The organism is Alphaproteobacteria bacterium (assembly GCA_035625915.1).
Lineage (GTDB): Bacteria > Pseudomonadota > Alphaproteobacteria > JACZXZ01 > JACZXZ01 > DATDHA01.
On the sequence record DASPOR010000151.1, the window covers coordinates 1 to 14970 of the forward strand.

At 62.5% G+C, this 14970-nt stretch carries 11 protein-coding genes; 5 read left to right on the plus strand and 6 right to left on the minus strand.

The features are described from left to right. Nucleotides 1–351 precede the first annotated feature (351 nt). Genes VEJ16_11905 through VEJ16_11915 form a run of 3 tightly spaced genes read left to right on the plus strand, consistent with a single transcriptional unit; the run spans nucleotide 352 to nucleotide 3551 of the window. Nucleotides 352–861, plus strand: coding sequence for a MarR family transcriptional regulator (locus VEJ16_11905; GenBank protein HYB10367.1), 510 nt, complete (start codon nucleotides 352–354; stop codon nucleotides 859–861). After that, nucleotides 858–2000 (plus strand): HlyD family secretion protein, encoded by a 1143-nt coding sequence (locus VEJ16_11910; GenBank protein ID HYB10368.1) that lies wholly within the window; start codon nucleotides 858–860, stop codon nucleotides 1998–2000. The genes VEJ16_11905 and VEJ16_11910 overlap by 4 nt, the downstream gene beginning before the upstream one ends. Before the next feature lie 6 nt (nucleotides 2001–2006). After that, entirely contained in the window at nucleotides 2007–3551 is a 1545-nt protein-coding gene (locus VEJ16_11915; GenBank protein HYB10369.1) for a DHA2 family efflux MFS transporter permease subunit, read from the plus strand. Nucleotides 3552–3636: 85 nt separating this feature from the next. On the opposite strand, the gene rpmB is transcribed toward VEJ16_11915, so the two are convergent. Then, nucleotides 3637–3936 carry a 50S ribosomal protein L28 gene (gene rpmB / locus VEJ16_11920; GenBank protein HYB10370.1) on the minus strand — a complete coding sequence of 100 codons (300 nt, stop codon included), beginning with the start codon at nucleotides 3934–3936 and terminating at the stop codon, nucleotides 3637–3639. Between the two features lie 265 nt (nucleotides 3937–4201). On the opposite strand from rpmB, the gene VEJ16_11925 reads away from it, so the two are divergent. Beyond that, nucleotides 4202–5098, plus strand: a complete 897-nt coding sequence (locus VEJ16_11925) for a PhzF family phenazine biosynthesis protein (protein HYB10371.1) — start codon at nucleotides 4202–4204, stop codon at nucleotides 5096–5098. 78 nt (nucleotides 5099–5176) lie between these two features. On the opposite strand, the gene VEJ16_11930 is transcribed toward VEJ16_11925, so the two are convergent. From VEJ16_11930 to VEJ16_11945, 4 genes are all read right to left on the minus strand, one after another. Further along, a complete protein-coding gene (locus VEJ16_11930) occupies nucleotides 5177–6376 on the minus strand; it encodes a 2'-deoxycytidine 5'-triphosphate deaminase (protein ID HYB10372.1) in 1200 nt (399 codons plus the stop codon). 251 nt (nucleotides 6377–6627) lie between these two features. Further along, nucleotides 6628–7653: a methylmalonyl Co-A mutase-associated GTPase MeaB gene (gene meaB, locus VEJ16_11935; GenBank protein ID HYB10373.1), complete on the minus strand. Its 1026-nt coding sequence runs from the start codon at nucleotides 7651–7653 to the stop codon at nucleotides 6628–6630. A gap of 49 nt (nucleotides 7654–7702) precedes the next feature. Then, entirely contained in the window at nucleotides 7703–9139 is a 1437-nt protein-coding gene (locus VEJ16_11940; GenBank protein ID HYB10374.1) for an amidohydrolase family protein, read from the minus strand. Between the two features lie 108 nt (nucleotides 9140–9247). Further along, the gene (locus VEJ16_11945) at nucleotides 9248–11140 is read right to left on the minus strand and encodes an ABC transporter ATP-binding protein/permease (protein ID HYB10375.1); all 1893 of its coding nucleotides are present in this window, start codon (nucleotides 11138–11140) and stop codon (nucleotides 9248–9250) included. A 187-nt stretch (nucleotides 11141–11327) separates the two neighbouring features. Here VEJ16_11945 and VEJ16_11950 point away from each other — a divergent pair, with 187 nt between their 5' ends. Next, complete coding sequence (locus tag VEJ16_11950; protein HYB10376.1) at nucleotides 11328–12170, plus strand: DUF3108 domain-containing protein; 843 nt, start codon at nucleotides 11328–11330, stop codon at nucleotides 12168–12170. On the opposite strand, the gene VEJ16_11955 is transcribed toward VEJ16_11950, so the two are convergent. Beyond that, entirely contained in the window at nucleotides 12167–14968 is a 2802-nt protein-coding gene (locus tag VEJ16_11955; protein ID HYB10377.1) for a hypothetical protein, read from the minus strand. The two genes, VEJ16_11950 and VEJ16_11955, sit on opposite strands and share 4 nt — an antisense overlap. Nucleotides 14969–14970: the final 2 nt, after the last annotated feature.

Genomic DNA, 14970 nt, shown 5'->3' on the forward strand with positions numbered 1-14970 from the left:
CGAGACGAAACTTAATGGCGCAAGAAATGACTTTGGAATTTTCGTCCACCACTGGGAGGGCGCCGAAGCTCATGACGACTTGCTTACGCTTACTCGCCACATGAATGTCCGCGTCGGTGACCTTTGGAAGCAATTCTGCGAATTGCTTGAGGCGCGGATCGTCCATTTGTGGCGCTCCATCATTTTGAATTGTGAGTCGTATCCCACATGATGAGGGCGAGCATATCGCGCCACTGTTCGCGAGTGTAACGGCGTATAGCGCGTTGCACAGAGACCAGACCGCCGATAAGTGAGCCTCTTACCTCGCTTTTATACTTGCTTATAATAGCAGTGCTTATTATAACCAGCGCTATGAACGATGTTGAACTCGACCGCGCCTTTGGCTTCGTCGTCCACGACGTCGCCCGGCTGCTCGCCAAGCGATTCGACCAGCGCGCCAAGAGCCTTGGCCTCACCCGCGCCCAATGGCGCGCACTTGCCTTCCTCGCGCGTGAAGAAGGAGTCAGCCAGGCGCGGCTTGCCGACATCCTCGAGGTCGAGCCGATCACCCTCGTCCGCCTTGTCGATCGCATGGAAGAAGCCGGCTGGGTCGTGCGCCGCCCCCATCCGACGGATCGGCGGCTGCGTCTCCTCTTTCTCACCGAGAAAGCGCGCGACACCTTCGCACGCATGCGCGTGATTGGCGCCAAGGTCCGGGCGGAAGCACTCACCGGTCTCACGACCGAGGAGCACGATCTGCTCATCGACCTCCTGCTTCGCGTGCGAACGAACCTTTCCGAACCCGTGGCGGACCCCGTGAATCCACAGCCCTTTGCGTCGGAAACACCCGATGCGACGGCAGCATGGAGTGCGAAGGGATGAGCGAAGCCAAGCGCGAGCCGATCCCGCTTCGTCGCGAGGAAGTACGGCCGGCCCCAGCACCCAAAATGGGCAGCCGGCTCCGGCGCGCGTTACGCGGACGAGGCCGGTTCGTCGCGATGATGATCCTGCCGCTCGCGATCCTCGTTGGGGGTGCATACGTCTATCTCCTCGGCGGGCGCTTTGTCTCGACGGACGATGCTTACGTCAAGGCGGACAGGGTCACGGTCAGCGCCGACGTGGGCGGGCGCGTCGTCGAGATCGCCGTCCACGAAAACGAGCTGGTCAAGACGGGGCAGCTTCTCTACCGCATCGACGACCGGATCTACCGCATCGCGGTCGAGCGCGCCAAGGCGCAGCTTGCCGACGCCAAGTTGCAGATCGAGGGGCTGCGCGCCACTTATCGCCAGAAACAGGCGGATCTCAAGGCAACACAGGATACGCTCGTCTACCAGCAGCACGAGTACGAGCGTCAGCAGCAGCTCCTTGCAAGCCACGTCGCCTCCCAGGCCCAATACGACGCGGCACGCCACGCCCTGGAGAACGCGCGCCAGCAGGTCGCCGTCGTCGAGCAGCAGATCGCCAACGTGCTGGCAAGCCTCGGCGGCGATCCCAATATCCCGCCCGACCAGCACCCCCAGGTCCTTCAGGCGAAGGCGCAACTCGATCAAGCGGAACTCGATCTTTCCCACACGGTCGTCACCGCGTCGACCGACGGCATCGTCACCCACGTCGATCAACTCCAGGTCGGCGACTATCTGAACGCCTCGGCACCCGCCTTCGCCCTCGTCTCGACGACACATGTCTGGGTCGAGGCGAACTTCAAGGAGACCGATTTGGCGCACATGCGCGACGGGCAGGAGGCAACCGTCGATATCGACTCCTATCCCGACAAAACCTTCACCGCCAAGATCTCGAGCATCAGCCCGGGTACCGGCTCCGAGTTCTCGGTGCTGCCGCCGCAAAACGCCACGGGTAATTGGGTCAAGATCGTGCAGCGCGTACCGGTCCGCCTCGTCATCGACAATCCCGACCCCGACCGCCCGTTGCGCATGGGCATGAGTGCAACCGTCGAGGTCGACACGAATTATCGTCGCTCGCTCTGGGGCCTCATTCGATCTGCCTTCGCGGACTCCAAGTAGTTTCCGATGACGGCCGTCGCCGAAGCCCACCACGGTCCGGTCGCCAATCGCGGGCTCATCACCGTGTCGATCATGCTTGCGACGATCATGCAGGCCCTCGACACGACGATCGCGAACGTGGCCCTCCCCCACATGCAAGGCAGCCTCGCGACGGCGCAGGACCAGATCACCTGGGTGCTGACGTCCTATATCGTGGCCGCGGCGATCGCCACGCCGCTCACCGGCTGGCTCACGGGCCGCTTCGGGCGAAAGCGCATGTTCCTCCTTGCGGTTGCCGGCTTCACCGCCGCCTCCGCTCTCTGCGGTGTCGCGGAAACACTCGGCCAGATCGTGCTTTATCGATTGCTTCAGGGCCTATTCGGTGCTGCCCTCGTTCCGCTTTCCCAAGCCGTGCTGCTCGACATCAACCCGCGCGAGAAGCATGGCCAAGCGATGGCGATCTGGGGGGCGGGCATCATGGTGGGGCCGATCCTGGGACCCACGCTCGGCGGCTGGCTCACCGAGGATTACAACTGGCGCTGGGTCTTCTACATCAATCTGCCGATCGGAGCGCTCGCTTTCCTCGGTATTTCGATCTTCGTGACCGAGACCGTGAAGGATCGCGCGCGCCCGTTCGATGTCTTCGGCTTTGCGATGCTGAGCCTCGGCGTGGGCGCGCTCCAACTGCTGCTCGATCGCGGCGAGCTCAAGGACTGGCTCGGCTCGACGGAGATCCGCATCGAACTCGCCCTCGCGGCGATCGGGTTCTGGGTGTTCCTCGTCCACATGATGACTGCGGCCCATCCGTTCGTCTCGCCCGCCCTCTTCAAGGACCGCAACTTCGTGGCGGGGCTCATCTTCATCTTCATCGTGAGCATCATTCTTTATGCGACCCTCGCCCTCCTGCCGCCGCTGATGCAGGGCCTCATGAACTATCCCGTGGTCACGACGGGCACGCTGCTCGCACCGCGCGGCATCGGCACCATGGTCGCGATGCTCGTGGTCGGTCCGTTGATCGGCAAAATCGACATCCGCCTGATCCTTGCCGTCGGCTTGGGGCTCACGGCGTTTTCCCTTTGGCAGATGTCGCAATATTCGCTCCAGATGGATTCGGAGCCGATCATCGTCGCCGGAGCCGTACAAGGTGTCGGCCTCGGCTTCACCTTCGTTCCCCTCAGCACGGTCGCCTTTGCAACCCTCGCTCCCCTCATCCGCACCGAAGCGGCCGCCGTCTTCAGTCTTGTGCGGAACATGGGCGGCAGCATCGGGATCTCGGTCGTCGAGACGATGCTCGACCGCAGCACGCAGGTGAACCATGCCGACCTCGCGGTCAACGCCTCGCCGTTCAATTGGGCGCTCGCAGCACCCGATGTCCAACGGTACTGGGACCTGCATACGACGGCCGGAATGGCCGCTCTCAATGCCGAGATCAACCGCCAGGCCGCGATGATCGCCTACCTCAACGATTTCAGGCTCATGATGGTGATCACGATCGTGGCGATCCCGCTCCTCGTTCTGCTCCATGTGCCGAAGTCGGCAGCCCGCGGATCGGCCGCGGCCGCGATGGAGTAGAACCCGAGGCAAGGGGTATTCGAAAAGCGAAAGGCCCGCAGGATGCGGGCCTTCGTCATTCCAAGACTTTCGCCAGTACGAGGGATCAGGCGGCAGGTGTGCGTTTCTCGAGCGCCTTCTCGATGCGGCGCTTCACACGCAAGGCCGGCATCGAAAGATTCCGATCCGGCTCCGACAGCAGGAACGCATCGAGCCCGCCACGATGCTCGACCGTGCGCAGACCCGCCGCACTCACGCGCATGCGCACCGTCGTCCCGAGCGCGTCGCTCATCAGCGAGGCCTGCTGCAGGTTCGGCAGAAAGCGACGACGGGTCTTGTTGTTGGCGTGGCTGACGTTATTGCCGGTTTGAACGCCAACGCCGGTCAGGGTGCAACGACGCGACATAATGCTATCCCTTTGTCCTTTCAGGCTTTTCGCCTCAGCCACCATGCGAGAAAGCTTGCCTGGCCCACCGAGGACGGGGCAAGAGGCTGGCTTTTACCGAATAGGCCCTTGAGGGTCAAGGGCTGCAGCGATAGCGTAAGGCCCTTCGAGCCAAGTGGCGTGTCGAGTTTGCACGCTTGTTCGAGAAAATCCGGCGTCCCGCGAAGCGCTTCGCTCGTCTGCGCGGACGATTGAATCTCGATGTGCTTTGGGAGTGGAACATCGCATGCCTTACCGCTTCGTGATCGCCGACGTCTTCACCGAAAAGGCGTTCGGCGGCAATCAGCTCGCGGTCTTCACCGAGGCCGAGGGATTGTCCGACCGCGCCATGCAGGCCTTCGCGCGCGAGATCAATTTCGCCGAGTCGACCTTCGTGCTTCCGCCTCGAAATCGTCAGCATACGTGCCAAGTCCGTATCTTCACCCCCGAGAAGGAACTGCCCTTCGCGGGGCACCCGACCGTCGGCACCGCGGCCGTTTTGATCCATGTCGGGAAAGTGCAAAGCGATCTTCAGTCGCTTACGTTCGAGGAGGGCGTGGGGCCGGTGCGCGTGGAAATCGAGCGTGGGAAGACGCCGACGTTCACCCGTCTCGTTCTGGAAAGGGAAGCGGAGATCCCCTCGGACACGCCCGGCCGCAAGGAAGCGGCGGCAGCACTTTCGCTTTCGGACGGCGCCGTGCTGGACACGTGGTTCGCAAGCGTGGGTTTGCGATTTAGCTTCGTCCACCTGCGCGATCCCGAAACCGTCGACCGCGCTTCCCTCGACCGTGCGGCCTGGTCGGCGAATTTCGCCAAGGCATGGGCCGCACCGCTCTTCCTCTTTTCGGGCGACTTGGCGCCCGGCAGCCGCCTCTATGCGCGGATGTTCGCCCCGGGACTGGGGGTCAGCGAGGACCCCGCGACGGGTTCCGCCTGTGCGGCACTTGCCGCAACGCTCGCGGCGCGCGAGCGGCAAGGCGAAGGCGATTTCGCCTGGCGTGTCGACCAGGGTGTTGCCATGGGCCGTCCAAGTGTGATCGAGGCGCGTGCCGAAAAACGTCGCGGCCGCGTGGCAAAGGTGAGCGTCGGCGGCTCGAGCGTGATCGTCGGCGACGGTACCATGGCGGTTCCGCCGGGATATTGAGCGCATACCCGGTCGCCGTCGTGGGTCCCTTTCGGACCATCTTCCGCAACGGCGACGAAGCCAACCGGGCGGATGGCGTCACGCGAACGGCTTGAACTGTTTCGAAAGCTGCAGCCCCTGGCGCTGGTATGAAGAACCGATCCCGGCACCGTAGAGCCTACTGGGCCTGTCCGTCAGTCGTTCGAAAACGAGCCGGCCGACAAGCTGACCGTCCTCGATCATGAACGGCACATCGTGAGAACGGACTTCGAGTACGGCGCGCGTACCTTCTGCGCGCTCGTCGGCATGACCGAATCCGGGATCGAAGAAGCCCGCATAGTGGACGCGGAATTCACCGACGAAGGTGTCATAGGCGACCATTTCCGCCGCGTGCGTCGGCGGGATGTTTACGGCTTCCTTTGAGGCCAGGATGTAAAACTCTCCAGGATCGAGGATCAGGCTCGTGTCTTTGGTCGCGTAGATCGGTTCCCAGTAATCGACGGGATCGTACTGGCCGACCCTGTCGAGGTCGATCAATCCCGTGTGCTTCTTGGCTCGAAATCCAACGAGTCCGTCACGATTCTCGCCAACCAAGTCGACCGTCAACGGCACACCTTCGCTCAGAGCCACCCTGCTCAGATCCCGATCGACCAACCCCTCCTTCTCGTGCAGCGCCAGGATCTCGGCCGCTGAGCTACTCTGCGTTCCTCGTCGAAGCCGAAGCTGGTTCAAGCGCGAGCCTTGATGCACGACGATCGAGAAGGTTCGTGGTGAAATCTCCGCATAAAGCCGGCCATGATAGCCGGCGGCCACGCGATCGAACTCCGTTCCATGGTCGGTGATCAGTCGAGTAAAGATATCGAGCCGCCCGACCGAGCTCTTCGGATTTGCGACACCCGCGACTCGCCCTGGAAGTTTCACATGCTCCATCAACGGAACGATGTAAGCGCATCCCCGTTCCAGAACGGCCCCATTCGTCAGGTCGATATCGTGGGTTCCATATTGTGCGATTTTGTCATGCACGGTGCGCTGTTCTCCCGGCAGGAAGCTTGCGCGAATCCTGTGGGCGAACCTGTCGAGCCTTAGATCGATGCTCGCCGGCTGAATCTGTTCATCGAGAATGCCATTCGCGGCATTGACCACGCCGTCCGCAACGAGTGCCTTAAGTGCCTGATAGGGCAGCAGTCCCAGGCCTTGGTTCGTCGGTGTGTTCATCTTTTTCACGGTGGCGTCAGGGAAAAGGGTGTCTGCCTCGGGTGTCATTGCAGCGCCCATCTTCGATCTTTTGGTGAGTCCCATTCCAAAGCAAGCCCCCTCCGAAAGTCATGGCGTTCCAACGCCAGGGTAGGCGACTAAATCAGTAAATCCAATGCCTTGCGCAAAGATTTTTTGCCGAGGATATCCCGAGTTTTGGCACGCCGGTCCGACAACAAAAAACGATGGATCAACGTTCATTGGCGCAGTTATCCCCATGTGTCATCGGGTACAGCCTGTGCGTAAGTGGGTGAATTCTGTGTATAACTGAGCGGCAAAATGTCTTGCCCCTTTCGTTACGACTTTTGGAAAGCCTCGAGCAATCGCCGGGCGCCGGCGGTGGGGCTCACCCTGCCGGCAGCCACGGCCTTCTCGATTTCCTCGATTCGCTTGCCAACACCCGGATGGCTTTTGAGATTAGCAAGCAGAGTCTCGGTCGCCTCGCTCCATAACCAGGCGCGCGCCTGTTCCTGGCGCCGGGTTGCGAACGTTCCGTTCGCCGTCTGGGCCGTTCGGTAGCGTTCGACGATGTTCCAGGTCTCCGGAATCCCCTTGCCGTCGAGAGCCGAGCATTGGGCGACCGGCGTGCGCCATTTGGGTGAACTCGGCCGGATGAGTTGGAGGGCACGGCGGTAATCGGCGGCTGCGCGATTGGCCGCCGACAATAGTGCGCCATCCGACTTGTTGACGACCACAAGATCGGCAAGCTCCATGATCCCGCGCTTGATTCCCTGAAGTTCGTCCCCGCCCGCAGGGGAGGTCAGAAGGATGAACATGTCCACCATGTCGGCGACGGCGGTCTCGGACTGCCCGACACCAACCGTTTCGACCACGATCACGTCGAAGCCTGCCGCTTCGGTAACGAGCATCGCCTCGCGCGTGCGCCGCGCAACGCCGCCAAGCGTCGCACCGGCGGGTGAAGGGCGGATAAATGCTTCCGGCGCGTTCGAAAGATTTTCCATCCGGGTCTTGTCGCCGAGAATGGAACCGCCGCCGCGCTTGGAGGACGGATCGACGGCGAGCACGGCAACGCGATGTCCCTCGGCGATTGCGTGGAGCCCGAACGCCTCGATGAACGTGGACTTGCCTACGCCGGGCGCCCCGGAAATACCGAGCCTCATCGATTTGCCGGTCGACGGCATCACTCGCTCGAGAAGTGCTTCCGCCCGTTCGCGATGGTCGGCGCGCGACGATTCGACAAGCGTGATGGCTCGCGCGACCGCGCGCCGGTCGCCGGCATCGAGCGCATCCGCGAGGCGTGCCACGTCGTCGATACCGGTCGCCTTCGCTGCCTTACCGCCGGCACTTCGCCCCGAATTCATGAGCCCTTCCTATCCGAATCCGCAGCAACGCGCCACGGCCGGCGCTCCGTTATTGGAGGGGAAGCGATAGGGGCGAAAGCTCGCGGCCTGTACGCTTGCCCCAATCGAGGGCCGGCACGGCCGCTTCGGCCTTGGCGGCGGCCGCAGTAAGCCGCTCCGCGGCACCTTCGTAATCGAGGCTAAGCACACGCCCGTCGGCCACGACCTTGACACCGTCGACATAGACGTCCTTGACCGCCCGCTCGGCGGCCGAATGGATGAGACTGCGCAAGGGATCGCGCACCGGCTTCATGGCCGGTTCGTCGAGGTCGATGAGCACGAGATCGGCTTTGGCTCCCGGGACAAGCCGCCCAATATCGTCCCGCCCGAGTGCTCGCGCCCCGCCCACCGTCGCGGCATGGAACACATCGCCGGTCGCGACGATCTCCAGTTGACGCGAGGCGGCCCGACCTAAAAGGGCCACCATGCGCATCTCCTCAAGCATGTTGTGGGGGAACGTGTCGGTCCCGACCCCAAGATTGACACCCGCTTCGCGGTAACGATTGAAGTGCTCGAGCAACATCCCGTGCCGCACGAAGACTGTCGGACAATGGGCGACGGTCGTCCCGGTCCGCGCAAGAACGTCAAGATCCTTGCGTGTCCCCCACCGGATCCAGGAGTGGCTGTCGAGGAAGATCGCGTGGGAAACGATGCTGTTCGGCCCGAGGATGCCAAGGCCGTCGAGCCACTGCAGGGGCGTCATACCGTGGCGCCGCGCCATCTCGTTGAATTCGACGATGCTTTGGGCGGCATGGATCTGGAGCGCTATACTCCGCTCCTCGGCCGCGTTCTTCGCCGAACGCAAAAGCTCCGGCGTGCAGGTGTCGACCTGGGCCGGCATGATCATGGCGGAGAGCCGGCCGCTCGGGTGGTTGAGTGCGCGGTCGACAAGCTCGAGCGCTCTTTCCATTGCGCCCGCACCGCCATCCGCACTCCACTCGTAGCGAACCTCGCGGCCGTTTTCCGTATACCACCGCGCCGAGCGGAACCCCGGCGCCAATATGCCGCGCAGTCCGCTCTTGGCGATGAGATCGAGCCAGCCAGGGTAGGGTGAGGAAATGTCGACGAGCGTCGTCACGCCGGAGCGTAGCAGCTCCGCATAGGCAACTTCCGCGCATGCCAGTCGGCCAACCTCGTCAGGGCCATATGCCGGCATGAAGTCGTAAAGTCCCGAGAGGCCCATGCGTGGATTGCCCCCGTCTTCCGAAAATCCCTTCGAAAGCGGCTCCGAATAGGGATGCGAGTGGATGTTGACGAGGCCCGGCATCACGCAAATCCGCCGCCCGTCGATGATCTCATCTGCCTCGCCGCGGTAGCCGGTGCCCACGAACGAGATTTTGCCATTTGCGAATGCGACGTCCGCACCCCGGAGATAGCAGTGGTCGCCCCGAGTCGTGTCCCATGCGACCGTCCAGTCCGCATTTTTTATGAGCGTGGTCTTGGTCATGAGCCCCCCATTGGTACGGCACGTCTATCGACAAGCGTCGTCGCTTCGGCACGTTTTTCCATTGTGCTCTCAAAAACCCTCTTACGTTTGAAGGCGCCCCGCCCTCCGTCAGGGTACGGCCTCGACCGACTCCAGGCTGCCGTTCGTATCTCCATCGACCGCGGCCAGACTGTGCTTGGCCGCCGCCTCCTGCTGACGCGTCCACATTTCGGCGTATTTACCGCCGCGGCGTAGAAGCTCGGCGTGTCTGCCGCGCTCGGCGATGCGGCCTTCGTCGAGAACGATGATTTCATCCGCGTCCACGACGGTGGAAAGCCGATGAGCGATCACGAGTGTGGTGCGGTTTGCGGATACTTCGCGCAAACTCGCCTGAATCTCCTGCTCGGTCTTTGAATCGAGGGCCGAGGTGGCCTCGTCGAACACGAGGATTTTGGGATCCTTGAGAATCGTGCGCGCGATGGCGACGCGTTGCTTCTCTCCGCCGGAAAGCTTCAAGCCGCGCTCGCCGACCATCGCCTTGTAGCCGTCGGGGAGGGCCATGACGAAATCATGAATGCGGGCAAGGCTGGCGGCTGCTTCGACTTCCTTGCGCGTCGAATCCGGGCGGCCATAGGCGATGTTGTAGTAGATGGTATCGTTGAAGAGGACCGTGTCCTGGGGAACGATCCCGATCGCCGCGCGCAAGCTCGCTTGTGTCACGTCGCGCACGTCCTGTCCGTCTATCGCGAGGCGCCCGCTGCTTACGTCGTAGAAGCGGAAGAGAAGCCGCGAGATGGTCGACTTGCCCGCACCGCTAGGCCCGACGATCGCGACCGTCTTCCCCGGCGGAACCATGACCGATACGTCCTTGAGGATTGGCCGCCGCGAGTCGTAACCGAAAGAGACTCGCTCAAAGACGACCTCTCCGCCGTTCACGATCAGCGGCTTGGCGCCCGGGGAATCCTCGATCTCCTGGTCGACCTTGAGAAGGCGGAACATGTCTTCCAGATCGATGAGGGACTGGCGCATCTCGCGATAGACGAAGCCGAGGAAATTGAGAGGGATGTAGAGCTGAATGAGATAGGTGTTGACCAGCACGAAATCGCCGACCGTCATCTCTTTCGCCACGACACCATGCCCCGCCATCACCATGATGACTGTAAGCCCGAGTGCGATGATGGCGGCTTGGCCGACATTGAGGAGTGAAAGCGTCACTTTACTTCGGATCGAGGCTCGTTCGTAGCGGGCCAAGGAGTCCTCGAACCGGCGCGCCTCATGACCCTCGTTCCCGAAATACTTGACCGTTTCATAATTGAGCAAGCTGTCGATCGCCTTCGTGTTCGCCTCACTGTTGCTGTCGTTCATCTCCCGGCGATATTTCGTGCGCCATTCGGTGATTCCAAGTGTGAAAGTAATATAGCCGGCGATGGTCACGAATGTGACCAGCGCATACCAGAAGTCGAAAAGCGCCCACAGGATGCCGCAGACGAGTCCGATCTCGACAAGGGTCGGCAATATATTGAAGAGCATGAAGCTCAGCAGGAACTCGATGCCCGTTGTCCCCCGCTCGATCGAGCGAATCATCCCGCCGGTGCGCCGGTCGAGATGGAAGCGCAGCGACAGATGATGAAGATGCTCGAATGTCTTGAGGGCGACTTGCCGTATCGCGCGCGCCGAGACCTTTGCGAAGATCGCGTCGCGAATCTCCCCGAACCCGAGCGCAAGAACGCGCGCCAAGCCGTAAGCCAGGATGATCCCAATGGGCACGCCGACCGCCACTTTGGCCGCAGCCGATACCCCGGCCCCACCGGCCCCGAGGCTGTCCACCGCCTGCTTATAGAGAATTGGCACGTATACGTTGCAGACCTTCGCACCCACCAGAAACAAAAGGGCCGCAACCACCCGCACCTTGAGTTCGACGGCACCTCGCGGCCAAAGATAGGGAAGAAGCGTGCGGATCGTGCGCCAGGCCTGACGGGCGGAGCGCTCTGGCGACGGCATCGGGGAAGGCAGTGGGTTCATGACGGTGAAGTTAGTTCGGGCGGATTGGCAAAGCCACAGAGAACTGAACGGATCGAGTGAGGTCAGCAGCCGGCGCGATCCTATCGCTCGTGTGGCCTTGAACCCGAAATTCACCTTCCGTCGCGCACCCAGATCGGGCGAATTTCGGAGTCGCCAGACGAGCGACCGGCGCTAAGATATATCCTTCATGGTAGCACGTGTCAGCATACCGGCGGCGGCGCTTCTGCTCGCGGCATTAATGCTGATCCCAATTTCGCCCTGCGCCGACGCTGTGGCAGCAGAAGCGCGCCTTCGTTTCAGCCTTACCTACGAGATGTTTTGGCACGGCCTGCCCGTCTTCAGCATGGCAACCAGCGGCACGCTTGACGATAAACATTACACCGTCGCCTCGACCGACCGAACCCTCGGCCTTTTCGGCCTCATCGTCGACTACAATGGTCATGCCGAGACGGACGGCGCGATCTTGGGCGGTATTTCGTGGCCTTCGGTGCGTCCCAAAAGCTACCGCCAATACGCCCATTGGCGCGGAGACGACCGTCACGTCACCCTCGAATATGGCGAGAGCGGCCTACGGAACGCCGATGTGGACCCGCCACCTGAGAGAGACGACCGCGATCCCGTACCTGCCTCGCTTCAGTACGGCACAATCGATCCGCTCAGCGCCTCGATTCTACTTGGCGCCTATGCCAGGCCTCAGGAGCCCTGCGACGCGCGCGTGCCGATCTTCGATGGACGCCAGCGTTACGATCTTAGGCTCGACTATATCGGCATGGAGACGATTCCGAAGAATGTCGATGCCGCTTTCGGTGGCGAGACGATCAAGTGTCGCATCACGATCGAACGGATCGCCGGCTTCATAAAGAAGTATGCAAGCGCGCCGCCGCGTCGGCCATCGGTCGTTTGGCTTGCTCGCTTCGCGGACGGAAGGTTTCTTGTGCCGGTGCAAATCGAGATCGACACGAGTTGGGGGGATGTGATCGGCCACCTCACAGCGATAACCATTCGCCGCGATCCAAGTGACGCAAATTAATTGAGCCTGCCGATCGAGCGTGCGAGCACCATATAGAGCTTACCCACGTCTGAGGTCAGAAAAGTGGCCGAGAGCAGCCCCTCCGCATCGGAACGGTCCGCCTGATCGAGAAGTTCCTGAAATTTCGAAATGTAGGCATTGACGTAGCCGCGAAATTCGAAGTTCTCCTCGTACTTGTCGCGAATCATCGGCACGAGCGGCGCATCGCGCAGCGTGAGGATGTTTCGCACGAACACGCCGCGGTCCCCCTCCTGATAGCGGCGCATCGCGTTCCTCGGCGGTGGACGCTCAAGAACGCGTCCGAGATCGAGCGCAATCGAGCCAAGTTCTTCGCGCACGGCCTTGGATGTCTCGAGAAACCGGTCGCGGACGGCCGTGCCCTGGACCTCGGAAATGTGCTTTGCCTGTTCGGCTGCCTCGCGAGCGGCGCGCGCAAGCGTTTCCGATTGCCCGTGGAAAAGTTCGGTCACTGCCTTCATATCGATTTGGACACGCTCTACTGTCTGGGTAAGTTCTTGCACTTCCCTGTGCATATTTTCGCGAACGCTCTGGATACGAAGGGCTGCCTCGCTCGAGGCCGACTCAAGCGCGTCGTTTTCTTGCCGCACGCCCTGGCTAACTGAATTGAGGCGGGTCAAGGCATTGGCCGCGGCGACCTCGACTGCCTCCGATTGCGTCCGGAGTGCCGTGCCGACTCCGGCAAGTTCAGCGTTGACGCGCCGGGCAACGCCGGCGAAATCATCCAAATTGCCGCGGACTTGAAGTGCGAGCGAGTGAAGCGCCCCACTCGATTGGGCGGCGGCATCGCGCAACTCGCTCGTTGGCCCGCGAAGCGCCGCGACCGCGGCATCACCGAGCACAACCGCTCTTTCGGCCGCTTCCGCGAATTTGAGGGTGTGCTCGCGAAGCGCTTCTTCGGCTGCCGCGGCGCGTGAGTTCGCGCGATCCGCAGCGTCGCTGAGCTCGGTGCTACGATGTTGGAGCGCATTGGCGAGTTCGAGCTGTCGCCCGCTCGTCTCTTCGGCAAGACGCGAAAGTTCTTTGGCCTGGCTAGAGAGTGCTGCATTGAGGGCCTCGGCACGTTGCGCTGCATCGTTGCCGGCTTCGCTCAACGTCACCGATTGCTCGCCAATCCGTGTGGAGAGGCCTTCGATTTGCTCGGATGCGCGAGCTGCCCGTTCGGAAAGCTCGCCCGCCGCGGTTTGCCATAGGGCGGCGATTTTTCCGACCACGGCCTCGGCAATTTCCGACGCCGCGACGATTTTCTTCGTCTGATTTTGAATTGCCGTCTCGGCGCGCTTTTCCTGCGACACGGCGCGTTCTGCCATCCCTTGCAGCTCGAGCGCTCCCTCGCGCATGCGGTCGCGCATTCGCTCGGTCTGGGCGAGGGCGCGATCGGAGGTCGCCGAAAGCTGATCGCCCTGGCGGCGCAACGCCTCGCCGATCGAATCGACCTGAGCGTTTGCACGCTCGGCCGCCTGGAGGAGATCGGCCGCCTGTCGTCGCAGCAAAGCGCCAACCGCCTCGACCTGGTCCTGGGCCAGAGCACCCGCGGCTTCTACGCGACGGCCATGGATCTCAAGCGTTTCGCCAAGCGCCTTTGTGCGTTCACCGGCCGACGAAATCGCGTCTGTCAGGTGCTCGATCTGGCCAGAGAGGTTTGCTTGAAATTCAGTCGCCTGCGTTGTGGCGCGCTCCGCTTCCGCCCATCCGTTTCCCGCCACCGCAGCGACCTCGCGTATTTGCAAGGTTAGTCTCTCGCCGATTTCGGCCGCGGTCGACGCCGCGCGCTCGGCAACCCGGGCGAGCTGGTCCGCGCGCGCGCCCAGCATGGCGTCAATCGCGCTTGCCCGGCGGTTGGCGGTGTCGCCGGCATCGTCTAGCCGGACATGTGCTGCCGAAATGTGCTCTTGCAGCGACGAAAGCTGCCCTGAAATGCGCCCGTCCATGGCGGAGAGTTGCGAGGCCGTGCGTTCAGACGCAGCCGAGAGCGCTTCGGCACTTCGCGCCATCGACGCTTCGAGATTCTGCGACTCGCGAGCCGTTCGCTCGGACGCTTCACCAAGGACGCCTGCCTGGCGCGTCAGAACCGCCTCGACAGCACGCGTTCGGGCCTCCGCCTCGGCGATTACGCCTGCAAGGATATCGCGCTCGCGCACCCGCAGCGATTGGACTCGTTCGGCGCTTGCTTGCAACCGGTCGGCGAGATCGGCCATCTCGCGCAAATCGCGAGCCACGAGTTCGCGGGTTTCCCCCGCACGCGCGGTGGCCTCGGCCACGGTTGAAAGCAGCTCGCGGCTTTCCGTGCCAAGAGCGTCGCGCAGCGCTTTCGCCCCGTTGGCGGCGCGATCCGCTGCACGTTGCAATTCGTCGGCCTGACTCTTGAGTGCGCCAGTGATTTCGCGAACGCGCGCCGCGGCACCTTCGGCGGGAAACGTCAATTCCTGGAGGTAGCGGACGAGCATTTGCGCTTCGGCCCGCTGATCGGCGCCGCGCGCCAAATACGCAAGGAGCAGCCAGAGAAAGGCAAGGGGCGCAAAGACGCCGGCAAAGACCAAAGCAAGCTCGTGCGGCATGAGGGCAATAATCCGAACCCAACCGATCTTGAGCGTGAGATCGGCAATGCATGCTCCAAGCCAAAGCACGGTGATGAAGGCGCCTACTGTCAGGAGAAGGCGTGCGCGGCGGTGGTCCACACCCCGAGATGCCGGGCCTTTGCGCAAGACTACGAGATCGCGCCGCCCCGCAAGCGGTGTCGCCAAGTCGTCCCGAAGAGCGTCGCTCGTGCCTTCCGTCAACG